Genomic DNA, 26,114 nt, shown 5'->3' on the forward strand with positions numbered 1-26,114 from the left:
TACTTTTGTTCAACCCTATATTCAGGACCAAGGACGCTGAAATGTATTTTTCGAAGCCCTATAAGAGAAACTACGTGCTGGAATACGGTTGATTTAACCGAAAAGTGCATAATCAGTAGCGATTAATGGAAATCTATATAGAAATTGCCTACAGAGGTGAATCATGTTCTTTTCCAAATGGTTCAAGAAGCAGCGCAAAGGGCTAATTCGTAATTCGTCGCCTTCTTACATCTCTTCTTCAGAGAAGGAAGTAAGGAATGATCTGGCTTCAAAGGTTATTTGGTTCCGTGAACAGCTACAAAATTGCACGGACATCAAGTTTCATGATGTTCGCCTTCCGGGAGATATTCCTTGTGTATTTATTTATATAGAAGGTATTACCGATCAAAAGCTGCTGCAGGAGCAGGTTTTATCGCCGCTTATGTTTGAAGTAACGGGTGTAACCGGAGCCGAGCTGGTGCTGAAAATCGCAGGCTTAAAGCAGCTGCCTGTCTCATACGTGGAAACCAGTTTGGAATTGGAGGCTGCTTTAAATTCATTATTTGAAGGCACAATAGTTCTTCTGGTTCATAACGAGCCGCAGCTCATTTTATTTCCGATGAAAGCCCTGGAGAAGAGGGCGATCCCCCAGGCGGAGAACGAAACTGTAATTCGAGGGCCGAAGGAAGCCTTTGTTGAAGATATTTCTACCAACATCACAATGATTCGCAGAAAAATCAAGCATCCCGCCCTTAAGCTAGAGCATTATCAGTTCGGTTCATATACCAGAACGGCTGCTGTCATTTGTTATATTGAAGGCATATGTGAACAGAAGCTGATCGATGAAGTGAAGAAACGATTATCTCGGATTGACATTGACGGGGTGCTTGGCAGCAGCTATATCGAGGAGTTTATTGAGGATAACCCTTACTCTCCCTTTCCTCAGGTTCAATACACGGAACGGCCGGATGTCGTATCCGCCGCGCTGCTAGAAGGCAGAGTCGCTATTCTAATAGATGGAACGCCAATCCCTCTTATTGTGCCTGTTACCTTGTACATGCTGCTTCAATCACCTGAGGATTATTATCAAAGGTTTGTTGCTGCGACTTGGATCCGTTGGATTCGTTACATCTTTTTATTGATCTCCTTTTTGCTGCCCTCTATTTATATAGCGGTTAGCACGTTCCACCCGGAAATGCTGCCTCCCAATCTATTGATTACAGTTGCATCAGCCCGTGAGGATGTCCCGTTTCCTGCCATTATTGAAGCCTACATTATGGAAATCACATTTGAGGCGCTCAGAGAAGCGGGACTGCGGATTCCCAAGCCTATCGGGCAAACCATTTCCATTATTGGAGCATTGGTAATCGGTCAAGCTGTAGTTCAGGCAGGAATCGTTTCTGCGCCTATGGTTATAGTTGTTTCCATTACGGGAATTGCATCGTTTATTATCCCGCATTTTGATCTGGGACTAACCTTTCGGCTATTGCGTTTCCCGGTTATGATTCTAGCCGCAAGCTTCGGTTTGTATGGGGTTATTATTAGTATTTTACTTATTTATGTGCATCTGGTTTCGTTAAGATCATTCGGTACGCCTTATCTTTCACCTACTGCGCCAATCGTCTTTAGCGATTGGAAGGATGTACTGATTCGGGCTCCATGGTGGATGATGAAGAAGAGGCCCCTGCTGTATGGAACCAATGATGATAAGCGGCAAACCTATCGGAAAAGGCCGCAAATTCCAGAGGATGATGGAGATTAACGATGCTGCGTAAGCGAACAACAGGTGTAGGACTCTTATTGGTCTTGTGGTGTTTGCTGATTTTAACCGGATGCTGGTCCAGAGTTGAGATTAACGATCGGGCTTTCGTGACGGCAATATATGTTGACCGTTTAGAGGATGGCGCCTATGAGTTGTCCGTAGGCTTTCCTCTGCCTAACCGGATTGCTTCAGGAGGAGGCTCATCCACGGGGCTAGGCAGCAGCGGCGGCGATGGCGGCAATCCATATACGATAGTGACTAAAAAAGCTGAGAGTATAGCCATTGCGCTCCGTTTGATTCGCTCGGACTTAAGCCGGGAAATCTCGTGGGGACACTGCAGGGTTATTGTAGTCGGGAGGAAGATGGCAGAATCGGGGATCAATCCTATCCTTGAATTCGTAGCCCGAGAACCGAACTTTCATACCAAGAGCTATTTCATGGTCGCCCCAAACACGGCAAGGGAAATCTCCTATTTAACGCCTGTATTTGAAAGGCTTCCTGCAGAAGTGCTCCGCGAATTTGCGAAGCGGAAAGTGACGCTGGATACAAGCATTAAAGATTTTCTGGAGTCAGCGGCAACAGACGGGGATACGGCTGCGGCTATGCTAACTATAGGGGATACGGAAATGCTGAGTGAAAAAGGGAAGAAAAGCACTTGGGTTGGAACCGATGGAGCGGCTATTTTCAGGAAGGATAAAATGATCGGGACATTCGACGTTAAGGAAATGAGAGCATGGCTATGGTTAAAAGGAAAAATGAGAAATGCGATGATCTCACTAAAGTCTCCGACGGATGGCAAAATGATCAGCTTTATCATTCTGAGCTCCAAAGCAGCCGTACATCCTGTTGTCAAAGGGGATAATATCCGATTTGATATTAGCGTTGAAGCAGAAGATGACATCATGTCGTCTGAATCTAACATTGATTTAACAAATCCGGAGCAAATACTTAAAGTACAAAATATGCTTTCCCGGCAGCTGAAAGGAAGAATTCAGCATGCCATTCGGAAATCTCAAAATATGGGGGCTGATGTGTTCGGATTCGGCCGGCTTCTGAATTGGAATTATCCCAATGTATGGAATGAGCATGAGGAGCAGTGGCTGACCACATATAAGAAAGTTGAGTTTAATGTGGATGCCAAGGTAAATGTAAAAAGAACCGGAACGGAAAAAAATCCGATCATACGTCAGTTTCATCGCTAAGGCGGCTAACCATGACTACTATTACGATTGTTTTTATAGTGATAGCTTCGCTGGAATGGAATTTTCTAAGACATCACCAACGGAAGAAAAGGACCTATTGGCTGGCGGGCTGCTCTTTACTTGTGGCCTATGTATATATAATGCTGGTCTACTCTGTTAAGAGCTTTCCGAGCCCTAATGGTTGGATTGAATTTGTGTTTGGCAAGTAGCTTTATTGGCTAGCTACGAAGTAAGGGAGGTAACCGTTATGCAGCGAATATCCCAGCTAGAGCTTGGAATATTATTCATCCTGTTTCATTTTTCTACGGCAACGGGATTTTTAATGTCCTTGCTTTTTTCAACTGCAGCGTATCAAGGCTGGCTGACTCTGATTGTTGCTGCCGCTGGAGGACTGCTGATTACCTATATATCGATTGTGCTTGCGAAGCAGAGAGCGAGTGAGTTCCTCGTTCATTATGGAAAGGAGCTGGTCGGCCGATGGCCTCATGTCATCCTGATGATAGGCTCCTGTTTCTTTTTTATTCATCTTGCAGGCATTGTACTGCGTCAGGTTACAGATTTCATGGTGCAGGTATATCTGCCGACCACACCGACATGGGTCGTTGGCGCGTTATTCGCTTTTGTCGTAACGATGGCAGTAAGGACAGGAATCGAGACCATTTTCCGATGTGCCGCAGGCTTTTTTTTCGTTATATTCGGCGTGGGTGCAATCACTCCCTTCATGGTTGCCAATGAGCTTAATTATGAACGTTCGATTGCGCTTTTGACTCATTTGAATGCGGCTAGTTTGTTCAATAACTCTTATCCCTTCATTCCCTGGTTTGGTGAAATGTTTATGATAGTATTTATTTTTCCATACATAGCCCATTCACAGAAAACATTCCGCTCGCTGCTGTGGTCGACGGTTATCAGTCTTATTTTTATTGAAATAAGCTTTATCTTATGTTTTCTATTATTCGGCTCTCATCTGTCAGGGCAAATGACTTACCCCATATTAGAAATGATCCGTTTTATCCGCATTGGCGATTTCCTCGAAAATTTAGACCCCGTCGTTGTTGCGATCTGGTTGGGCAGCTTATTTATTAAAGTAAGTATTTTGCTCTATATTCCGGTATTGATCTCTACACAGCTTATGGGGCTTAAAGATACCAGACCGTTTTCCTTTTCCTTCGGTGCGATTATGCTGGGAATTTCCGTAAATATGGTTAATAACACGATTGAGCTCAATGAATTTATTTTACGTTCCTGGCCTACCTTTGCCCTGTTTGTAGAATGTCTGCCGTTAATATATTGGGCGATGTCTATGGTTAAAAAGCGTCGAGCGAATATCTCTTAGACAAAGTCTGCAATCCCTCATGATTATTAGACCTGCCGTATTGATTATGAATTCGCTTAACGGGCAAGAATCCAGCTTCTATAACCATTTTACGGCAATGATATGCCATGGTGATTGTAGACATGAATTCATAACACGTTTAAGTTAGGAGTATCCCTGGTGAGCATAAACAGATGGGAAACTTTGGAGGGATGTGTGATGCAGGCCGATTCTGCAAAAATTCAAACGCTTACAGCTTCTAAGATGATTATCTTCAACCGCCGGCTTAAAAAGCAGAAATGGTTTTATCTCATGCTGCTGCCCGGGCTATTATACTTCCTTATTTATAAATATGTGCCAATGTGGGGCGTTCTGATAGCCTTTCAGGATTACCAGCCGTTCCTGGGCTTTTTTGGAAGCAAATGGGTTGGCTTTAAGCATTTTGAAACTTTTTTCAATGATGAAACCTTCTGGATGCTGTTTCGCAACACTTTTATTCTAGCTGTTTACAACATAGTATTCTTCTTTCCATTGCCGATTGTTATTGCTCTCATGTTGAATGAAGTGCGCAAGGATGTATTCAAACGATTAATTCAGACCTTCATCTATATTCCGCATTTTGTTTCCTGGGTTGTGGTAGTCGGGATCAGCTTCCTGTTTTTTTCAACGGAGAGCGGCATAGTCAACAATATGCTGAACAGCGCAGGCATTGAGCCGATCAACTTTTTGCTTAGCCGTGATTGGTTTCGTACTATCATTACTTCACAGGTGATTTGGAAGGAGACAGGCTGGGGTACTATTATTTTTCTTGCAGCGCTCGCTGGCGTTGATCCGCAATTATACGAAGCAGCGCGAATGGATGGGGCTAATCGTTGGCGGCAAATGTGGCATATAACCCTTCCTGCTATTCGCAGTACGATCATTATTTTGCTCATTTTGCGGATTGGCAGCTTTCTTGATTCAGGCTTCGAGCAAATTTTTCTGATGGTCAATCCGATGAACCGCGAGGTTGGCGAGGTGTTTGATACGTATGTGTATTCGACCGGGATTTCACAGGGCAAATTCAGCTACAGCACAGCGGTCGGTATGTTTAAATCAGTAGTGGGGTTAATCTTGGTCGCCTCTGCGAACCGTCTAGCTAAGCGATTTGGCGAAGAGGGAATTTACTGACAAAAGGAGGGGACAGAGATGTTAGACCATCGATTGCCCGGTAGAATCTTGGATGGAATGAATTATTTATTACTATTGCTTGTCGCGGCTGCGTGTGTGCTGCCATTCATCTATATTTTGGCGTCTTCACTGACAGCTCCTGAGGAATTACTGAAGAAGGGATTTATATTATTCCCAACCAAATTTTCGCTCGAAGGCTACCGTTATATTCTTTCGACCGATATTATTTTATCCAGCCTTGGGGTTTCTATTTTCATAACGGTAGCTGGAACCTTGGCCAATTTGCTTTTCACTGCACTGATGGCATATCCGCTTGCGCAAAGAGATCTGATGGGCGTAAAGCTGTTCATGAAGCTGGTAGTGTTCTCCATGCTGTTTAGCGGCGGAATGATTCCCACATATTTAGTAGTAAAGGAGACAGGCCTTCTCGACAGTCCGGCGGCACTTATTGTTCCAGGCTTGATAAGCGCTTTTAACCTGATTATTATGCGCAGCTTCTTTCAACAGCTTCCCGATGGGCTTGAGGAGGCCGCAAGAATTGACGGCTGCAGCGACATCGGAATTTTGTTCCGAATAGTGCTTCCTCTGTCAGCGCCTGTGCTAGCGTCACTTGCTTTGTTTTACGCGGTGGGACATTGGAATGCTTATTTTAACGCTATTTTATACGTCAATGAAAGTAAGTTTTGGCCTATTCAGGTATGGTTAAGGCAGATCGTTATATTATCACAAGGAGGGATCGGGGATTCTACTCAGTTTGATGACAGCTACGTAGCTCCACCGGCAGAAACGATCAAGATGGCCGTTATTGTTATTTCTACTTTGCCTATCTTAATTGTATATCCGTTTCTGCAAAAGCATTTTGCCAAGGGAGCATTATTGGGGTCAGTGAAAGGCTAAATATACGAAAGAAAAGAGGAGATTTTGTATGAAAACCTATGCATCCAGCAAGTCTATAAAATTGCTCACGGTTGTTTGCGCCACCTGCTTAACAGCTTCGATGCTGACAGCTTGCACTTCCTCCAAGACAGAAGCACCAACTGGACAACAACCGGCGGCAGGTACCCCTGCAAAACCGTTGGAATTAAAAGTCATGATGATTCAGCAATCCCCGGAACCACCCAAAAAGGATAGTCCTTTTTTAAAGAAAATTGAGGAATATACGAATACAAAGCTGGATATCACTTGGGTTCCGGGTGCGGGAACGGCTTATGATGATAAGGTAAGCGCAACGATTGCTTCCGGCAATTTGCCCGAGGTGATCCTGCTGCGGAAAACGAAAGAGACAGCGAACCTGAATGCGCAGCTGTCAGGTGCATTCTGGGAGTTAACTCCCTACCTGAAGGACTACAAAAATTTAAGCAAAATGAGTCCGGTAGCAGTAAAGAACGCAAGTATCAGCGGGAAGCTGTACGGTATTCCGAGAGAGCGTGTGCTTTCCCGTTACGGAATGATTATCCGCAAGGATTGGCTCGATAATCTGGGGCTGCAGATGCCTAAGTCATCTGAAGATCTTTACAAAGTAGCTAAAGCGTTTACAGAAAATGATCCGGATAAAGATGGCAAGAAAAATACGTTCGGCATTCAAGAGGACGCCACCATGGAGCTGCTCAAGCAATTGGCCATTTACAACGGTGCTCCGAACGGCTGGGGCTTGAAGGATGGCAAGGTTATCCCTGATTTTATGGCTCCGGAATTCAAGCCGGCATTGGATTTGTATAAGAAAATGGTCGCTGAAAAAATCATTGCTTCGGATTTCCCCATAGCTAAAAAATATGATTACTTCAATCAAGGAAAAGCCGGCATGTATTTCTCCGTTATCGATGACGGCTACGGCCGCCATATAGATATGATAAAGCAGAACCCTAAAGTAGTGGTTGATGTCGCGCAAAATTTTGACGGGCCGCAGGGACAACGAGTAAGAGGCACTAATGGCTATGATTCATTGATTGCAATTCCTAAGTCAAATGTAAAAGATGAAGCGAAATTGAAGCAAATTCTCGGATTCCTGGATAAAATGGGTGATGAGCCGATGCTGTCCTTGATTAATGCTGGAATAGAAGGAACGGATTATAAGACTGAAAACGGAAGCGCGAAAAAAATTGACGGGTCCAAGGGCTCTGACGATTGGCAAAACTTTAGATGGGGCAATCCATATGCGGGTGTGAAAATTCAGAAAACACTGCTGGAGCAAAAGATCGACAAGCTATTTACGGATAACGAAAAAATAGGGGTCGTTGATTTAAGTGCTTCTCTGCTTTCGGATATGAACACACAAAAAGGTGTTGATCTGAAGAAGGCCGTTACGGATGCTCAAGTCAAATTCGTTCTTGGTGAGCTGGATGATAAAGGCTGGGAGGCTGCTGTTGCCAAGTGGCGCTCCGGTGGTGGAGACAAAATCATCGAAGAGTTTACTGCTGATTATAACAAGAGCAACGGTAAGTAAAGCCTGATCTTTACTGGAGTCCGCCGAATCCTCGGCGGATTTGCCTGGTTTAAGGCCGACGAATTCTAACAACGAATAGAAGGAACTGGTGACGATGACAAAGCCGCTTAAATTACCGCAACCGTTCGAGCCTTTGTTCGACTATCCGATTCGTGACACCTCGATTTGTATAGGTGGCGATGGTTATTATTATTTGACAGGAACGACTGGCTCTCCTGATTGGTGGGCTGTTACGGGAGATATTCAAGTGTGGAAATCGGCCGATATGCACACATGGACTCCGGTTATAACCGAGCCACGTAAAAGATCTTCAGTATGGAACGTGGATCGCGACGGTACTTGGCAGAAGGAGACAGGCCTTCGCGACGGTGCACCGTTCCGCCCACTTTGGGCTCCGGAAATTCATTATTTGAAGGGCACCTTCTGGATCACGTACAGTATCCCGAGATTAGGCAACGGTTTATTAAGAAGCGTCAGCGGGAGGGCGGAAGGCCCCTATATGGATCATATTGCCGCCAATTCGCCACTCAACCCACATATTGATGCTTCGTTATTTCAAGACGATGACGGTACCGTGTATTTCTTGTGCGATAACGGTAAAATTGCCAGGATGAATGAAGATATGTCGGGTTTGGCAGAGGAGCTTAGACTGTTGAGTCCATCCAATGCCGAGCATGTTGGCTTTGAAGGAACCTTTCTGTTCAAGGCCCATGGCAGGTATTACCTGGCTGGAGCAGAATTTATTGCAGGAGATTACCACTGCTACGTAGCAAGCTCGGACCATATATATGGTCCTTATGGTGAACGCTATTTAGCCGTTCCGCATGGAGGACATAATATGTTTTTTCAGGATAAAAGCGGACAATGGTGGAGTACATTTTTTGGCAACGACTCCAATGCGCCTTTTCGGGAGAGGCCTGCCGCGTTGAAGGTTGAATTCGATGAACAATTACGAATTCGACCCGTGTTGTAACGGGAAGTCGAGCTGATGCTTACCAAGTAAGTTTTGCTTAGCAAAACTCTCAGGAGGGATGAAATTGACTGCTTTGAATTTGAACCTTATTCAGTCACCCATATTGCTCCATGGAGACAAACATACCGGATACCGCGATCCAGCCGCAATTTATTATGATGGTGTATTCAGGCTGTATTATACTCTGGTTGAGACGGAGCCCGATGGTCAAGTATTTATGTACACGGCGATGAGCCATAGCGTGGATCTTGTGACTTGGAGCGAGCCGACGCGCTTGACACCGAGAGACCGAAGCTTGAACTATTCAAGCCCGGGCAACATTATCCGTTACAAGGATCGATGGGTTATGTGTCTCCAAACCTATCCGAGGCCTAACGGGGAGAAATACGGCAATGAGAGCTCCCGGATTTGGAGCATGGAGAGCACGGACCTCGTACATTGGACAGTACCGGAGCTTCTTCTGCTGAAGGGAGATCAAGTTTCAGTCGAGTCTATGGGGCGGATGATTGATCCTTATTTAATTGAAGACAAGGATGAACCGGGCAAATGGTGGTGTTTCTATAAACAGAACGGCGTCAGCCATTCCTATTCGCATGACTTGATTCATTGGACGTACTGCGGAAACGAAAGCGCTGGAGAGAACGTTTGTATTTTGAAAGTTGAGGATCAATACATTATGTTTCATTCTCCGGAGAATGGAATTGGGATCATGAGATCCTTTGATTTGAAAAACTGGAATCATGCTGCCGCCTTGCTGACATTAGGCCAACAAGATTGGGATTGGGCTAGAGGAAGGATAACCGCGGGCTTTGTATTGGATTGCAGACTAGTTCCCGGAATTCAGAAATTCCTTATGTTCTTTCACGGAACCGGTCCCGAGGACGAACGCGTAATCTTCGATACCTACGCATGTATTGGAATCGCATGGAGCGATGATCTTGTTGAGTGGCAATGGCCTTAGGAGCATTTTTCACAAACTATAAGCAGTGATGACGTATGATTTTTAATAAGCCTTAATAGAAATCGGTGTAGTGCTCAACATGAAAAAGCTGCCAGAAGGTCACTGTAAGCCGGCCCTCGCAGTTTTTTTGCTTAATGAGTCCTTTTGAGCTTTTTTATTAAATAGACTACAATGTTACATAGTAGAAAACTTTCACGTTTGCATCGGAGGGAACCGCATGTCCAGGCTGTTTACATCCAACTATTTGGTTCGACTCCTCATATTCAGTCTTCTGATCGGCACGGTTCCAGTGGTTACGTTAGGCACCTTATCCTTCATTCGGGCGAAAGACAGCGTTCAGCAGAAGGTTAATGATAGTAATATGCAGCTTCTGCAGCAAACCCAAAAGAATGTGGAGCAGGTGCTGCAATTATTTGAGAACCTCATGACCCAGTATGTAAGCACTTCGCTTGTGAGGGAAGCGTTACAAACGCCTATTACCGAGCGTAATTTTGAAATGTTAAATGAGCTGACCGCAGGGCTGAACAAAATGCAGCCGTACGAGCTGGGCGCGAAGAACGTGTACATGGCCAATCTGAAAAACGGATGGATCATCTCCAACCAAGGTTATTCAAAGCTTGAGGATTCCGACATGTTGGGGTCTGTTCAGAGCTACATTCAAGCCGAGGCAGCTTCCTATTGGACTAGTGTCGTCTCTCAGAAGCAATCGGACAGTCAGACTGCACTCAGCCTTACGCATGACCCGGCATTGGGTGTCAGGCTTATAAAGAAGCTTCCGCTTGGTTCTCTTAGCAGTACCGGGTTGATTATAGGCGAGCTTCCGGCCTACTCGTTAGAGAAGCTTGTGTTTAACGAATCACCGGATCGCGAGACCATCATTCTAGATCGGGAAAACCGGTTGTTAACGCAGCCCGAAGGACGTGTAATCCAATCTACGGAAGAGTTGAACCATGCTATTGAAAGCATTAATAATTCGGATGACAAGAATAGCGGCTATTTAACGTTCAAGACTCATAATGAAACGATAGGTGTTATGTACCGCCAATCTGCCTATAATGGCTGGAAGTATTTGTCCTTCTCCTCTGTAAGCGATATTACCAAAGATTCTCGGGCAATAGGCTGGTACACTCTGTACGTGTCGCTTGGAGTTTTCTTAGTGATCTTCTTCCTGTCCTGGGCGGGGTCTAAACGTATGTATTCACCGATTCAACGTATACTGTCCTTTGCTGTCGGTGATCAATCATCCGATGACCGCCACATCAAGGATGAGCTTCAATTCATTGGTGATCATATTCATTCGCTGCGAAATTCCCAGACGGAGCTGCGCGATCAGCTGCGCAAGCATTCCAAGCAGCTGGAGGCCTTCTTTATCCGCAGGCTTCTGCAAGGGGAAATCCGCCCTGGAGAAACGCGGGAGCGCTGGCAGCAGTTCTCATATGATTCGGAACCTGCTCAGTTCGGTGTGATGACAGTCCAGATCGATAACATGGAGAATACAAGATATACCGAGAGTGATCTTGATTTATTGATGTTTGCCATCAACAATATTGTGGGAGAGCTTATTCCTGCCACGCAACGCTTGGAGCCGGTTGTTATGGTGAACAATCAAGTTACCATATGCCGCAGCGGAATAGAAGAAGGCAATGATTACGGGAATGACTTGTACCGGTTCGCCGAACGGATTCAAGCAACAATCCGGGAGCTGCTGAACCTCAAGATCAGCATCGGCATCAGCCGTCTGTATACGGATATCAACGATACACCACATGCCTATAAGCAAAGCCTGGAAGCCTTAACCTACAGAGTGCGTTTCGGCGAGCAGGTGATCCTGCCTTTTGACAGCGTATTACCTGACACCCGTATTGCCGCGGCCTATCCGGATTGGCTTGAGAAAGAGCTGATCGATGCGGTTAAGACGGAAGAAAGAGATAAAGCGCGGGATATTTTAAAAGAGTTTATTCAAAAGGTGCTGGGTGATTATCCGCGATACTATGATTTTCAGATGGCGATGACGAGGCTGCTAATCGATTTGATTCGCGAATGGCAGGAGGCAGGGGAATCGGTGAACCCTCTCCAGGCATCGGGCAAACCGATTAACGAGCATCTGCTGGAGCTTAAGACGGCCGAAGAGATCGAAGAATGGATCTTCCATGATGTTATCGAACCAATGATGGCCTCGCTGCACCAGCGCTGGGAAAGCCAGAATAAGAAAATATCCGAACGAATGCTGGATATGATTCATAAGGAGTTTGAAAGCGAGCTTACTTTGGAGCTGTGCGCCTCCAGGTTGAATTATCATCCCAATTATATAAAGACGGTATTCCGCAAGGAGACGGGCAGTAATTTCAGCGACTACCTGTCGAAATATAGATTGTCCGTAGCAAAGCAATGGCTGGTGGAGACGGATATGAAGATTAACGAAATTGCCGAAAGGCTCCAATACCATAATTCGCAAAATTTTATCAGGTATTTCCGCAAGCTGGAGGATATGACCCCTGGGCAGTACCGTGAAAAGCATCGGTAATCCGTCATTGCATAGAGCTTAAGATATAGAAAATGTAAATGATCAAGACACAGGAAACACAGGAATCACTGTGACATATGGTCCGTCCGTAAAAGCAAGCCGCCCTTACATTCTTATTTGAAGGTAAGGGCGGCTTTTTTGCCTATATGGAAGGGGCTCCCCGCAAAGTATCTGAATCAACTTCGAAGCAGGACCCCACTTTGTGGGGATTTTTTATATGTTTCGGGGCTCCCCGCAAAGTATCTGAATCAACTTCGAAGCAGGACCCCACTTTGCGGGGATTTTTTACGCGCTGTAATGATTACTCGGTCTGCCCCTATGATTATTACCACCCGGTAGATGCTGTTGGGATTGTCGACAGGAATCTGGCAGCTTAGTACGCTGATATATATGGAAAGGGGGATTATTATGAGCGCTATTAACATTAAAGATTTTGGTGCAATTGGGGATGGAATTTCACTGGATACTCTGGCTATACAGGCGGCAATTGACTTTTGCAATGAGCAAGGCGGAGGAACGGTAACTGTACCGAAGGGTAATTATTTATCAGGCACCATTATGCTAAAATCAAACGTGAACCTTCATCTGGAAGCAATGGGTCGAATTGTTAGCAGTATGGATGAGAAGGATTTTACGCCGGATCCTAACGTGGGTACCTGCGGTTTAATTAGTGCGCGTCATGCCAGCTGTGTCTCGGTGACGGGCCCGGGAATTATTGATGGTCAGGGAGAACGGTTTTTGCAGGAGGATGACGGTCAAGGAGATCATGTACTGCTGCCGCTGCAGGATTTCCGTCCGAAGCTTGTGGACTTGGAAGGCTGTACGGATGTACTATTCCGGGATGTTACCCTATACCGAGCATCATCCTGGTGTCTTCATATGACCGGTTGCCGTCGTGTTAATGTGCAGGGCATCAAAATTCTCGGTCAATTGCGCGGTCCTAATAACGATGGCATTGATCCGGATAGCTGCTCGGACGTGCATATATCGGACTGTCACATAGAAGCCGGGGATGACTGCATTGTGTTGAAGACTACGAAGCACGGTGCTGCCGCATATGGAGCCTGCGAGAATATTACGGTCACTAATTGTACGATGATTTCCAGATCCTGCGCTTTAAAGATAGGAACGGAGACGTTTGCCGATATTCGCAATGTCGTATTCCAAAACTGTGTGATTCGCTACTCAAACCGGGGGCTGGGCGTTTGGGCCAGAAACGGCGGTACGATTGAGAATATTTTGTTTTCCAACATCATTGTTCAAACGCGTTTATTTAGCGACGAATTCGAGCAGCAGCGCAAGCGTAAATGGTGGGGCAAAGGAGAAGCAATCTTCGTATCGGCAGAGCGCAGACGAGAGCATGGTTTTCCAGGAATTATCCGAAACATCCGGTTTGAGCATATTCTGGCAGAAGCGGAAAATGCTGTTTACCTGGAAGGCTCAGAGGAGAGTATCATCGAAGGTATCTCGATTCATGGCTTGAAGCTGAAGATGCGTGATGAGAGTGGATATCCCGGTGGTGTGTTCGACTCGAATCCATCGTACCGTGGAGTTTTTCATCATCCTATTCCAGCGGTTTTCTGCCGTTACGGGAAGCATATCACGCTGAAGGACATCGATATCGAGTGGCAGAGCCCGCTAAACAAGCATTGGTCCAATGCGTTGTATGGGGAGCATCTTGAGCGATTATCATTGAGTGAATTCCGAGGCGCTCCGGCTGAACCGGGCGGGACGGCAATCGAGCTCAAGCACGCGGACGGCGTGTCCGTGCAAAATTGCAAGGCAGAGCCGGGGACTGGCACGTTCCTGCTGCTGGACGATGTGCCTGCAAGCGGTCTGTTCATCGTCGGCAACGATATGCTAGAAGCGGAAACGGCAGTCCGATTTGCTGACGGGACGAGCCCGCACTATTTTTCCGCCGCTAACCGTATGCCTGATGGCGGAGCAAGCTAGATTATAAATGGAATTGGCTTAATTTATAGATGAATGTGGTCGACTGCCGTCATGCAACAGAAGCACCGCACGCTGGGAACAGCGCGCGGTGCTTCTGTTAGCAGATACGGCTGAATGTTAGTGGAGATGACGGGAAAAGACTAACAGGAAAACCTCAAGCTAATTTATAGTAAACATCCAAAGTTAGAAGAATAACAGGAAAAGCTCAAGCTAATCTTATCCATTTTTAGGAAATGGCCGGAACTGAATCGAATTAGCGGTAGGAAATCAAGCTAAACAGGTAAATAAAGGTGATTTGAGTGGAATTAGCGGGATGTTTTCCAGTTAGCTCCCCCGAAAATGACTTGCCGGGTCCTGCTCTCATCTACGTCGCATTATAGCCCCTACGTTCCTTTGGAGAGTTTGAACAACCTACCAAGGTAAAAAAAAGATAGGTATTTCTTAAATTTTTACTATATAAAGCCACTCCTGTTTCCGCGTATCATTAGGTATAGACATTGCATTGCATAAGTGTGGTTGTTGGTCGAATGAATTGTGAAAAGATGGAAACCGGCATATAATCATACATGATACATCATCCCATCGACGGAGAATCCAAATATGAAAAAGAAATTAAGTAAATATGTTCTTACTGATGAAATATACAAAATTATTAAGGAGCAGATCTTATCCCACGAATTGGCTCCGGGCGAGAAGGTTAACATTGATAAGCTTGGCCGGGACTTGGAGGTAAGCAATATCCCCATTCGAGAAGCGCTGTCCAGACTTTCTTCCGAAGGATTCGTGGATATGATTCCTTATAAAGGCATGTTCGTGACCCCCATGTCGCTTAAAGATTTGAATGAATTGTTCGAACTTCGCATTCACCTGGAAACCCTTGCGGTTGAAAAAGCGGTCACGCTCATTCCAGAGCAGGAGTTGCTTCATATCAAAGAGAAAATGGATTCATTCGCCAAAGTGAAGCCTGCCAGCGATAGCGAATTTTTGCAGTACGTATTTGAAATGAATGAGATTCTTCACGGTGTTATTTTGCAATATTGCGGTAATGATATGCTGCAAAATGTAGTCAGCGGCTACATCGAACGGATTCAAAGCTACCTCGTCTTTTTACAAAAAAATATGAACATTGATCATAGTCAACTGGAGTGGGAGGAGCACGCCCAGATTTTACATCATCTGATACAAAGAAATGTGCAGGAAGCTTCCCAGGCATTGCGTCTTCATTTACAAAATTCATTGGAAAGAACGAAAGTTTATTTTCATTAAAACTTTCTTTTTTTAAGAAAAATCATACACGATATATGATTGATGACGAATTTATGAGAGGAGGTGAGCAATCCGGCTCGATCGTTACCGTAACAGCAGCGCCGCCAGGGTACGCTGTCTACTACAAGGCGCATCCAAATATCTAGACAAGCAGATTTCCGTAGTTGCTCCGTCAGGGGCAGGCGGTGATGTGCTAAATACTTATTTTAAAAAAGTAAACTCACAAGGAGAGAAAACGATGAAAATAACAAAAGTAGAAAGCTTTATTCTGCATATCCCTTTGAATCCGCCTATTACGGATGCCATTAACGCCCCGACTCATTGGGGGTTGCCCGGCGTGAGAATATTCACTGACGAAGGAATCACCGGCTATGGTTTTACAGGCACATGTGCGAATGGGGACGAGATGATAGCCGATACCATAGACCGTTATTATGCCCCGGTTTTACTGGGTAAAGATCCGTTTATGGTAAAAGAGATTTGGGATGAGCTGCGCTTCGGCAAAATGCATTGGATCGGACGTGCCGGCATTACGCATATGGCCATGGCAGCAGTGGATATTGCACTGTGGGACATTATGTCCAAGGCTGCGAACAAACCGCTATGGCAGTATTTGGGCGGCCACAAATCGAAACGGATCAAAGCTTACAACACGAACGGCGGTTGGCTCAACTGGCCCAAAGAGCGCTTGCTGAAGGACATAACCTCCTTTGTTGAGGAAGGCTTTACGGGTGTCAAAATGAAGGTCGGCAAACCGGATTCGCGCGAGGATTACGACCGTGTGAAGGCGGTCAGACAAGCGATCGGGGACGACATTATTTTGATGATCGATGTCAATCAAATGTGGAATATTAACACGGCGATGACTTGGGGAAAGAAGCTGGAGGAGTTCGATTTGTATTGGCTTGAGGAGCCTCTCAATCCCGATGATATATTAGGGCATAAAAAGCTTGCGGACGAATTGAATGTCCCGATTGCCTTGGGCGAACATGTCTATTCTAAATATGCATTCCGCGACTATATCCACCAAGGGGCTGTAGAATATGTTCAGGTAGACGTTACCCGCGTAGGAGGAATTACAGAATGGCTGCAGGTAGCAGGCTTGGCCGCTTCTTATGATCTTCCGATTGTTCCGCATGTCGGAGAGATGGGACAAATTCATCAGCATCTGGTTGCTTCTACCCAAAATGCTATTATGCTGGAATATATCCCATGGATTCGCGATATTTTCATAGAGCCCGCTACCGTGAAGGACGGCTTTTATGTGCTGCCTCAAATGCCCGGGGCCTCAACGGAGATTATCCCCGCCTGCTTTGAGAAATTCCGTGTGAAATAACGAAGTATTGGCGAAAAGTAAAAAAATGATACAGAATTCTTTAATAATTACCATATAAACCGTTGCCATTTCTCTTTATGATAGAAATTGAAATGATGTTAGTCCAACTATTGGGAATAAAGGGAGGTTTCATATGTATAAGCATTTAAAGAGAAGTGTTGCAGCTTTGCTGACTGTCGGATTAGTCGGCACAATGGCAGCATGCGGTGGACAAGCAGGTACAAACACTGGTGCAAGCAAAGATTCCGCGAAAGCGGATACAAAATCTGCACAGCCGTTTGCAGGTAAGAAAATCACTGTTTTTGCCTTAAATCATCCTTGGAGCGATACGATCAAAGCTTCGTTAAAGGAATTCGAGGCATCATCCGGAATGAAGGTCGATTTTCAATTGATCGGAGAAGATCAGTTGTCGCAAAAGCTTGCCGTCCAAATCGCCTCTGGGGCTGTGGATCCGGATGTGTTCATGTACAGGCCGTATATGGATAAAATTCTTTATCACAAAAACGGTTGGACTACACCGTTGAATGATTACGTCAATAAAGATCCGAAGTATGATTTTGCTGATTTTGCGAAATCTTCCATTGATGCAAGCACCATCGATAACAAGATCACATCCATACCGGTTTATACCGATCAATTTGTTCTCTATTACCGAAAAGACATTTTGGAAAAGAACGGAATTGCCGTTCCCAAAACAATGGTCGAATTAGAAGCGGCTGCCAAAAAATTGCATGATCCGGGCAAAGAGTTTTATGGATTTGTCGGACGGGGACAAAGAAATGCGTTGGTAACAGCGGTATCCTCCTTCGTCTTCTCAGAGGGCGGGGATTTCATGAAGGACGGAAAAGCTGCCATCAATACGCCGGAAGCGATCAAGGGCTTCCAGCTGTATGCCGATTTGATTAAAAATTATGGGCCGCAAGGTGTTCTGAACATGTCATGGCCGCAAGCAGCGGGAATATTTGCCCAAGGCAAGGCTGCCTTCTACACGGAGACCGCTTCAGTATATAAAAATACTACCGATCCGGAGAAATCATTGGTCAAGGACAAAATCGGGTTTGCTCAGCTTCCCGCAGGCAGTGCTGGCACTAAGCCTTATAGCATAGCGGCATGGGCACTCGCAATCAATTCCAAATCCGTTAACAAAGATGCCTCTTGGGAATTTATGCAATGGGCAACCAATAAGGAAATGGTGTTGAAGACCCAAAGAAGCGGCGTACCGGGCCCGCGTAATTCCGTCTGGAGCCAGAAAGAGGGCGTAGAAACTTTCCCGCCTGATCTTGCAGCAGCTATTCAGGAAACAATGAAAATCGGTGTAGGCCACAACGTTCCGGAAGTGATTAGTGTAGGTGAAGCACGCGACGCAGTTGGCAGTGTAGTTGTAAAAGCTGTGCTTGGCGAGGACATCAAGGCTGCTGCAGATAAAGCTAACGCAGAGTTTCAAGCCATTATTGATAAAGACAAGACCAAATAAATAAACAACAATGACGGTAGTCACAGGGGGATACGCAATGGAGCCCCCTTTGATCTATCGAATGCATCAGGAAGGAGCGTTAATGGATGAGCTATGGATGGTTGGATCGGAATATGAAATGGATATTTACTTTACCGGCAGCTTTGTTTGTTTTGCTCGTAGTGGCTTTCCCGATCGCCTATACGGTTCGGATCAGCTTCTATGAATGGAGTATGTCCGCAGTGGCTGCTCCCAAATGGGTTGGACTGGAGAATTACACGGTATTATTAGCAGACCCAAGATTTTGGGGCTCTATCCTTCGTACACTATACCATTCGGTCCCATCAATTATTATTGAGACCGTTCTGGGTGTTGCTATCGCTGTATTGTTCTCACGCAGTTTTATAGGCAGTAAGTGGGTTAAGTCATTCCTAATACTGCCGATGGTCGCTACTCCAGTAGCAATCGGACTGGTATGGCTGCTCATATATGAACCTTCCATCGGTTTAGCTAACCAAATGCTGAGAGGTTTAGGTTTAAAAACATATTCCTGGCTAGGTTCAGTGGATGAAGTTATTCCCTCCCTTATTATCATAGATGTATGGCAGTGGACACCGATGATTGCGCTGCTCGTTATGGCAGGTATAACTACATTGCCAACCGAGCCGTATGAGTCTGCAGATGTAGATGGAGCCACATCCTTTCAGAAGTTTTTCCATATTACGCTGCCGCTTCTTCGCCCTACGATCTTGATTGCTGTCATCTTAAGGACCGTCGACTTGCTGAAGACATTCGATACGATCTATTCGACAACCCAAGGCGGACCTAACTTTGCATCAGAGACGTTGAACATAATGGTCTACACGCAGGCCTTTCAATATTTGAAGTTGGGTTCAGCTTCTGCGCTGCTAATGCTCTTCTTCCTAATCATCATGTTTTTCGTACTGATTCTTGTCATGGTCAGGAAGAGAATGGAGGCTATGCAGTGAAAACCAAATGGTTGCCAAGCACTTGTTATTCCGTGTTAACTTTAATTGTGCTGCTGTTTTTTACGTTTCCTTTTATATGGATGCTGCTGGCCTCCTTTAAAACGCAAGTGCAGGTCCTATCAACGGATCACATGTTCTTTTTTACACCGACCTTCAAAAATTACGTGGAAGTATTCGAACAAAATGATTACATCCATTTTTTATGGAACAGCTTTCTGGTGGCGGTTGGTTCTACCCTCGCAGCTTTGTTATTAGGATTGCCGGCTGCTTATGCGATTGCCCGATACCGTCTGCATGCATTTGCAACTGTCATTCTGATTGCCAAAATCATTCCCGGGATCTCCTACTTGGTGCCTTGGTATATTTTGTTCACGAAGCTCCATCTTGTAGATACCATTACCGTTCTCGTCCTCAGTCATATGGTTATCGGGCTGCCTCTTATTATGTGGATCATGATTCCGTTTTTTGAATCGTTTCCTATGGAGGTTGAAGAATCTTCGTGGATCGATGGAAGCTCCAAAATCCGGGCTTTTGCTTCGATCGTGCTGCCGATATCTCTTCCGGGTATTGTAACTTCCGGCTTGCTGGCGTTTATTTTTTCATGGAATAACTTTATGTTCTCTCTGATCCTGTCCGGGGAGAAAACGAAGACATTGCCGATAGCCGTGTTCAATTTCATCTCATCTTCGAGCATTAATTGGGGAGGGCTAATGGCGGCGGCTTGCATCATCATTATGCCTGTATTGATCATGGCTTTGCTTACGCAAAAATATGTGGTGAGCGGCTTGTCAGCAGGTGCTGTTAAAGGTTAACTTAGGTAATGGCGCATAAAAGAGTACCCCTGTCAGCGAAATTAATATACACTATGCATACATAGGGCATCAAGAGATGGGGGCACACAGTCATGCGCTTAAAGCTGAACATTTTCAAAAAAATTATGTTATTCATCATCATTTTGCTAATCCCTATTGTCATCTTGTACAGCTATTCCAACCAGGTATCCGTGACAGTCGTAGAGGACGAAATACAGAATTCGAACTTAAACCGGCTATCCTTCTTTACCTCGCAAATGGATAATATAGTGAATCAGCTGTCCATTACTTCAATAATAGTAAGCAAGGATCAGAGCATTAAGGAGCTGCTCGATACTTCCAATCAAAAGTCGATGTTTGAGCAGCTGAGATTGCAGGAATCGATCGTTGGAAAGCTGAATTTGTTAAGCGCTACAAGCAGCTGGTCCAATCGATTAACGATTTATTTTCCGAAAACCAAGCAGGTGGTTTCCAACGATTACAACGGTGTGTATGACCCGGATTTTTTACGTAAAAATTTGAAAACGCATTGGGAGTACCATCCGCAGGAAGCGGGCGATGCCTATTTCACCAAGTTTATGGTGAGTCCCTTGATCTCTTACTTAGATCCCGAGGATGCTGAAGCTATTATCGAGGTGAGGTTTTTTCAGCAAAATTTAATTAATATGTTAAGTGATTTCCAGCAGGTTGGAAAAGGGACCCCCTTTCTGTATTATCCAGGTGAAGAACCTATTATGAATACGGTTTCAGACCCGACATTGATCCACAAGTTGGTTGCACGTTTGGATAGCGAGCATCTGGAGCCGCTCGGGCATCTTATTGTCGAGATGAACCAGGAGAAATATTTGGTTGATTATGTGAAGTCGAAAAATCTGGACTGTTATCTGGTTGATTTTGTACCGCTTGAGAAGATTTTATCCCCGATCGTCAAGAGCCGGAATTTATTTTATTTTTCGATAGGGCTGCTTCTGATCATGAGTATTGTCGTGGCGCTTCTGCTTTACAAGCAAGTGCAAATTCCTATCAAATGGCTGCTGCGGGGTGTACATGGAATCAGGTCCGGCCAATATGCGATGCGCTTGCATTATAACCCGAACAATGAGTTTGATTATCTTTTTTTGCGCTTTAATGAGATGGCTGGACAAATCCAGGAGCTGGTGGAGAAAGTATATATGGAAAATATCCGCTATCGCGAAGCCAAGCTGAAGCACTTGCAATCGCAGATCAATCCTCATTTTTTGTATAATTGTTTGTTTTTTATAAAAAATATGATTGCCGTCGGAGATAAGCAGGCCGCTACAGCTATGGTGTTGAATTTAGGTGACTATTACCGCTACATCACTAAGCTTGAGAATGCAATGACCACACTGCAAGACGAGATGAATATGGTCCAAAATTATTTGAACATCCAAAACCTGCGAATTGAGCGGTTTCACTATGAAATCGACATTCCGGAATCGATGGCTCAGCTCGTAATACCCCGGCTGATGATCCAGCCTATTGTAGAAAATGCGATTGTCCACGGCATCGGCAAGATGGAGCGATACGGTATTATATCAATAGAAGGAAGCCGAACGGAGACCGGGAACCGGATCATCATCGATGATAACGGGATCGGAATGTCCGATGAAAGGCTCGCGGAGCTGCAGCAGCGGGTGGCGCTTCCTATGGAGGAAGAAATGAGCTGCGGATTGTGGAATGTACATCAACGGCTTTTATACCAATTCAATAAAAATTCCGGGCTCGTGTTTTCACATTCCCCGCAGGGCGGTATTCGTGTTGAAATCAGGTGGGAAGAGTAGCACAGTTCTGCAAGAAGAGGGGTAAGAGCATGCTTCAATTATTGCTTGTAGACGATGAAATGAACGTGGTGGAAGCTTTGGCCGGTGCGCTGCCTTGGAAGGAAGCGGGTATAGACAAGGTTCATAAAGCTTATTCCGCAACGGAAGCGCTGGATATACTGAAGACGAATGCCATCGATATCGTCATTACCGATATTTGTATGCCCGGAATGGACGGCTTGCAGTTGATTGAACAAATTCAATTGAACTGGAAGAAAACCAAGTGCATCCTGCTTACGGGCTTCGCCGAATTTGAATATGCCCAAAAAGCGATTCAAAGCCAAATCAGCGATTATTTGCTCAAGCCTGTCAGCGATGAAGAGATTATATCCAGGGTGAGGCATGTAGTCGAATTGATCCGCATGGAGCTTGAAACGAACGAAACGCACCAACGTGCTATGAAGGCTTTACGCGACCATTTACCGAAGTTGAGAGGCGAGCTTCTTCAGGATATGCTGCAGGGCAAGCGGATTTCTCCTGATAAATTGGCGGAAAAAATGAAGCTGCTGGAAATTCCCGTCGGCTTTCAAGATGAATTTGTCCTGCTGCTTATTCGCTTCAAAGATCAATTTGCCGACTACGATCCGTTCGAGCTGTCATTGATGGAATTCGCCATCGGTAATTTAGCTACGGAAACCTTCGAGGAATATTTTCATTTATGGCTTTGTAAGGATGTACACGATTATTTGATCATTATGCTTACACCCAACGATAAGTTACAAGGCTTAATGGCCGAGAAAAGCAAGGGTGAATTCAAATATCACTTGGAAAGATTGGCTAACGAGCTGCAATTGAATGTTCAGCATTATTTGAAAAGAAGAATATCCGTATTGATCAGCCAGTGGGGAGTATTTCCTGTTGACCTGACCAAGCTTTATTATAATTCGCTGTCGATTTACAGAAAAAGATTCGGTGATGAGAAGGACCTTCCGGTCTATACGGCTGACGAATCGGAGAGCGCGGATATGAATATCCTGTACCGCTTGTACGAGCCGCCGATGCTTGTCCATCTGATGGATGCGGGAAATTGGGAGCTGGTGCAGCAAAAGCTGGACTCCATTTTAGAAGAACTGGACTTATACTGGCCGGAATCTTCAGAGCATATTACGGAAGCTTTCTTCTCTATTTTCGCGTCGTTCTCCTTCATTGCCCATAAGAACGGTAAAATGCTGGGCGAGCTTATCGGCAATGAATACGCCCGTGGCAAAGAATTGGCCCCATGTCGAACCGTCCAGTCGCTTCGCGAGTGGATTTGGAGTGTAATGGAACGGCTGCAAATCTATACAAGCAGTGAAACGAAAAACGCCAGGGAGTCGGCTGTCCAGCAAACCCAGAAGTTTGTTCAAGCTAATTTAACCGTAGATGTATCCTTGCAGGCGATTTCGGATTGTTTGCAGATGCACCCCGCTTATTTATCCCGGATTTACAAGCTGGAGACCGGCGAAAATTTAAGCGATTATATATACCGATTAAAAATGGAGCAATCCGCACATCTTTTGAAAACGAGTACGAGAAAAATTTATGAAATTGCCATCGAGGTAGGCTATCAGAATCCGAATTATTTTATCAAAGTATTTAAGAAGCATTTTGGTATTACTCCGCAGGATTATCGTACCTCAAGCAAATAAAATGGGGTAATAATAAAGCGTGTTGTTAAAAAGAATCGTTCGCAAGCGGTAAGGTTGAATTCAAATATTCGATGCTGTCCGAAAGGCTTACAGAACTTTTTAACAACCGCATTCCTTTTTTGTTATTGGTAGTACCAGAGTACCAACGCTTAACTATATGAATTATTTTAACAGGAGGTTAGTGAAATGGCCATTCAATTGAAAGGCATTACTTGGAATCATAGCCGTGGTTTTCTTCCCATGGTAGCAACATCTCAGAGGTTTTCGGAAATGAATGCGGATGTAGAGATCAGCTGGGAGAAGCGTTCCTTGCAGGAATTCGCCGACGAGCCGATTCAGCATTTGGCGGAGAAATATGATCTTCTTGTGATCGATCATCCATGGGCGGGATTTGCTGCCGACAAGCAAATCTTAGTTCCGTTGGAGCAGCATTTACCGGCTGGCTACCTCGAAGATCAAGCCGCGAATAGCGTAGGCAAGTCTCATGAAAGCTATAATTTCGATGGTTATCAGAGCGCTCTGGCGATTGATGCGGCAACGCCTGTAGCTTCCTTCCGGCCGGATTTGCTGGAACGTTACGAAGAAGCGGTTCCCCAGACATGGGACGAATTACTGCGGCTTGCTAAGCGAGGTTTGGTGATTTTCCCCGGAATCCCGATTGATTCTTTGATGAATTTCTATATGCTGTGCAACTCGCAGGGAGAAGATCCTTGCCAGCAAGAGGACATCGTGGTTTCCCGGGAAATGGGGCTGCTCGCATTGGAGCAGCTTAGAGAGCTGGCTGGCTATTGCACGAAGGAAATGTTCGACTGGAACCCGATCAAGGTTTATGAAGCTATGACCAGCCGCAATGATCTTGCTTATTGTCCGTTCGCCTACGGCTACTCGAACTATTCCAGACCTGGTTACGCCAAGAGCCTGCTGATATTTGACGATATGGTTAGGATCGGTTCCCATGATAAGCTTCGGACTACGCTCGGCGGTACAGGGCTTGCCATATCCGTTCGCTGCCAACATATAGATGCAGCGCTGCAGTACGCGATGTATGCGGCAAGCGCCGTATGCCAGAAAACGTTGTACACGGAAGCGGGAGGACAGCCTGGTCATCGGGGAGCGTGGGAGGATGGCGAACTGAACCGCAGAAACGGAGCTTACTTCAAGAATACACTTCCGGCATTGGATAGAGCTTATATGCGCCCCCGTTACAGCGGATATTTAAATTTTCAGGATCATGCCGGGGATTTCGTACGTGATTATATGATGCATGGCGGGAATGCCGACAAGGTGCTTGAGCAAATGAACCGTCTATACGGTGAATCGAAAAGAGGGAATGCATAGTGAAGCCTTTAGAAGGACTTGTTGTTTTGGAGTTTTGCCAGTTTTTGTCCGGACCGTCAGCTGGTTTACGCCTGGCTGATTTGGGGGCAAGGGTGATTAAGATCGAAAGACCCGGTACCGGCGATCTATGCCGTCAGTTGATCCTTAACAATTTGGAGCTGAACGGGGAAAGCGCCTTGTTTCAAACGATCAACCGCAACAAGGAAAGCTTCTCCGCCGACCTGAAAAATACCGGGGATTTGGAGGCGGTCAAGAAGCTGATAGCGAATGCGGATGTTCTGATTGAAAACTTTCGCCCCGGTACTATGGAGAAGCTGGGGCTTGACTATGAAAGCGTGCAGAGCTTGAATCCCCGGATCGTCTACTCGAGTGTGACAGGCTACGGCAGGGTAGGCCCCTGGAAGGGGAAACCCGGCCAAGATCTTCTCGTGCAGTCGCTGTCCGGGTTGACGTGGCTGAACGGCAACAGCGATCAGCCTCCGATGCCTTTTGCTTTGGCGGTAGCGGATATTCTAACCGGAGCACATCTGGTGCAAGGTATTCTCGCATGTCTTGTTCGCAGAGGGATTACCGGCGAAGGAGGTCTTGTCGAGGTTAGCCTGCTTGAATCGATTCTCGATTTTCAGTTCGAGGTGCTAACGACTTTCCTCAATGACGGCGGAGAACAGCCGGTGCGAAGCTCGATCAACAATGCCCACGCGTATTTAGGCGCCCCTTATGGGGTTTATGAAACAGCGGATGGCTACATTGCGCTCGCAATGGGCTCGGTGGTCCGGCTGGGTGAGCTGCTCGAATGTCCGGAGGTAGTTGCCTTTACGGACTCGAAGGAATGGTTTACCCGCCGGGATGAGATCAAGAGGCTGCTGGCCGCTCACTTGAAGAATAAAACGACACAGGACTGGCTGAATGTTTTGGAGCCTGCGGATTACTGGTCCGCGGATGTTTACCAATGGGATCAACTGTTAAACCATGAGGGATTCAAAGTGTTGGATATGATTCTGGAGGTTAGCCGCCCCGGGGAAACCACGTTGAAAACAACACGCTGCCCGATCCGCATCAATGGGGAGAAATTAAAGTCGCCCAAAGGAGCACCACGTATCGGCGAGGACAATTCAACCATCAAAGTCGACTTTGGTTTGCCGGAATAGCTGCTGAATGGGGAATGGGGA

20 protein-coding genes are annotated in these 26,114 nt (G+C 45.6%); all 20 read left to right on the forward strand.

Annotated features, from left to right (window positions below):
• Nucleotides 1-163: 163 nt before the first annotated feature.
• The 20 genes from ACFQ0C_RS12390 to ACFQ0C_RS12485 all read left to right on the forward strand — a co-directional run bounded on the left by ACFQ0C_RS12390 (nt 164) and on the right by ACFQ0C_RS12485 (nt 26,093).
• Nucleotides 164-1,741, forward strand: a complete 1,578-nt coding sequence (locus ACFQ0C_RS12390) for a spore germination protein (protein ID WP_379367141.1) — start codon at nt 164-166, stop codon at nt 1,739-1,741.
• 2 nt (nt 1,742-1,743) lie between these two features.
• Nucleotides 1,744-2,943, forward strand: a complete 1,200-nt coding sequence (locus ACFQ0C_RS12395; protein WP_379367143.1) for a Ger(x)C family spore germination protein — start codon at nt 1,744-1,746, stop codon at nt 2,941-2,943.
• 11 nt (nt 2,944-2,954) lie between these two features.
• Nucleotides 2,955-3,152 (forward strand): hypothetical protein, encoded by a 198-nt coding sequence (locus ACFQ0C_RS12400; RefSeq protein ID WP_379367145.1) that lies wholly within the window; start codon nt 2,955-2,957, stop codon nt 3,150-3,152.
• Between the two features lie 38 nt (nt 3,153-3,190).
• A complete protein-coding gene (locus ACFQ0C_RS12405; protein WP_379367147.1) occupies nt 3,191-4,279 on the forward strand; it encodes a GerAB/ArcD/ProY family transporter in 1,089 nt (362 codons plus the stop codon).
• Between the two features lie 243 nt (nt 4,280-4,522).
• Nucleotides 4,523-5,428 (forward strand): ABC transporter permease, encoded by a 906-nt coding sequence (locus tag ACFQ0C_RS12410; RefSeq protein ID WP_379367327.1) that lies wholly within the window; start codon nt 4,523-4,525, stop codon nt 5,426-5,428.
• Between the two features lie 18 nt (nt 5,429-5,446).
• Nucleotides 5,447-6,325 (forward strand): carbohydrate ABC transporter permease, encoded by an 879-nt coding sequence (locus ACFQ0C_RS12415; RefSeq protein WP_379367149.1) that lies wholly within the window; start codon nt 5,447-5,449, stop codon nt 6,323-6,325.
• 28 nt (nt 6,326-6,353) lie between these two features.
• Nucleotides 6,354-7,871 (forward strand): extracellular solute-binding protein, encoded by a 1,518-nt coding sequence (locus tag ACFQ0C_RS12420; RefSeq protein ID WP_379367151.1) that lies wholly within the window; start codon nt 6,354-6,356, stop codon nt 7,869-7,871.
• 94 nt (nt 7,872-7,965) lie between these two features.
• The gene (locus ACFQ0C_RS12425) at nt 7,966-8,844 is read left to right on the forward strand and encodes a family 43 glycosylhydrolase (RefSeq protein ID WP_379367153.1); all 879 of its coding nucleotides are present in this window, start codon (nt 7,966-7,968) and stop codon (nt 8,842-8,844) included.
• Nucleotides 8,845-8,908: 64 nt separating this feature from the next.
• A complete protein-coding gene (locus ACFQ0C_RS12430) occupies nt 8,909-9,805 on the forward strand; it encodes a glycoside hydrolase family protein (protein ID WP_379367155.1) in 897 nt (298 codons plus the stop codon).
• Nucleotides 9,806-10,022: 217 nt separating this feature from the next.
• Entirely contained in the window at nt 10,023-12,329 is a 2,307-nt protein-coding gene (locus ACFQ0C_RS12435; protein WP_379367157.1) for a helix-turn-helix domain-containing protein, read from the forward strand.
• Between the two features lie 408 nt (nt 12,330-12,737).
• Nucleotides 12,738-14,282 carry a glycoside hydrolase family 28 protein gene (locus ACFQ0C_RS12440; protein ID WP_379367159.1) on the forward strand — a complete coding sequence of 515 codons (1,545 nt, stop codon included), beginning with the start codon at nt 12,738-12,740 and terminating at the stop codon, nt 14,280-14,282.
• A gap of 600 nt (nt 14,283-14,882) precedes the next feature.
• On the forward strand, nt 14,883-15,548 hold the full coding sequence (locus tag ACFQ0C_RS12445) for a GntR family transcriptional regulator (protein WP_379367161.1): 666 nt from the start codon (nt 14,883-14,885) through the stop codon (nt 15,546-15,548).
• Between the two features lie 238 nt (nt 15,549-15,786).
• Complete coding sequence (locus ACFQ0C_RS12450; RefSeq protein WP_379367163.1) at nt 15,787-16,884, forward strand: mandelate racemase/muconate lactonizing enzyme family protein; 1,098 nt, start codon at nt 15,787-15,789, stop codon at nt 16,882-16,884.
• Nucleotides 16,885-17,017: 133 nt separating this feature from the next.
• Nucleotides 17,018-18,358: an ABC transporter substrate-binding protein gene (locus ACFQ0C_RS12455; protein ID WP_379367165.1), complete on the forward strand. Its 1,341-nt coding sequence runs from the start codon at nt 17,018-17,020 to the stop codon at nt 18,356-18,358.
• 86 nt (nt 18,359-18,444) lie between these two features.
• Nucleotides 18,445-19,326, forward strand: a complete 882-nt coding sequence (locus ACFQ0C_RS12460) for a carbohydrate ABC transporter permease (protein ID WP_379367167.1) — start codon at nt 18,445-18,447, stop codon at nt 19,324-19,326.
• Nucleotides 19,323-20,138, forward strand: coding sequence for a carbohydrate ABC transporter permease (locus ACFQ0C_RS12465; protein WP_258217167.1), 816 nt, complete (start codon nt 19,323-19,325; stop codon nt 20,136-20,138). The genes ACFQ0C_RS12460 and ACFQ0C_RS12465 overlap by 4 nt, the downstream gene beginning before the upstream one ends.
• Before the next feature lie 92 nt (nt 20,139-20,230).
• On the forward strand, nt 20,231-21,940 hold the full coding sequence (locus tag ACFQ0C_RS12470; RefSeq protein ID WP_379367170.1) for a sensor histidine kinase: 1,710 nt from the start codon (nt 20,231-20,233) through the stop codon (nt 21,938-21,940).
• Nucleotides 21,941-21,969: 29 nt separating this feature from the next.
• On the forward strand, nt 21,970-23,607 hold the full coding sequence (locus tag ACFQ0C_RS12475; protein WP_379367173.1) for a response regulator transcription factor: 1,638 nt from the start codon (nt 21,970-21,972) through the stop codon (nt 23,605-23,607).
• A 186-nt stretch (nt 23,608-23,793) separates the two neighbouring features.
• A complete protein-coding gene (locus tag ACFQ0C_RS12480; protein WP_379367175.1) occupies nt 23,794-24,945 on the forward strand; it encodes an extracellular solute-binding protein in 1,152 nt (383 codons plus the stop codon).
• Nucleotides 24,945-26,093, forward strand: coding sequence for a CaiB/BaiF CoA transferase family protein (locus ACFQ0C_RS12485; protein ID WP_379367177.1), 1,149 nt, complete (start codon nt 24,945-24,947; stop codon nt 26,091-26,093). Before ACFQ0C_RS12480 ends, ACFQ0C_RS12485 begins: the two co-directional genes overlap by 1 nt.
• Nucleotides 26,094-26,114 lie beyond the last annotated feature (21 nt).

Origin of the sequence: Paenibacillus sp. GCM10027630, assembly GCF_042676305.1 — a bacterium.
GTDB lineage: Bacteria > Bacillota > Bacilli > Paenibacillales > NBRC-103111 > Paenibacillus_S.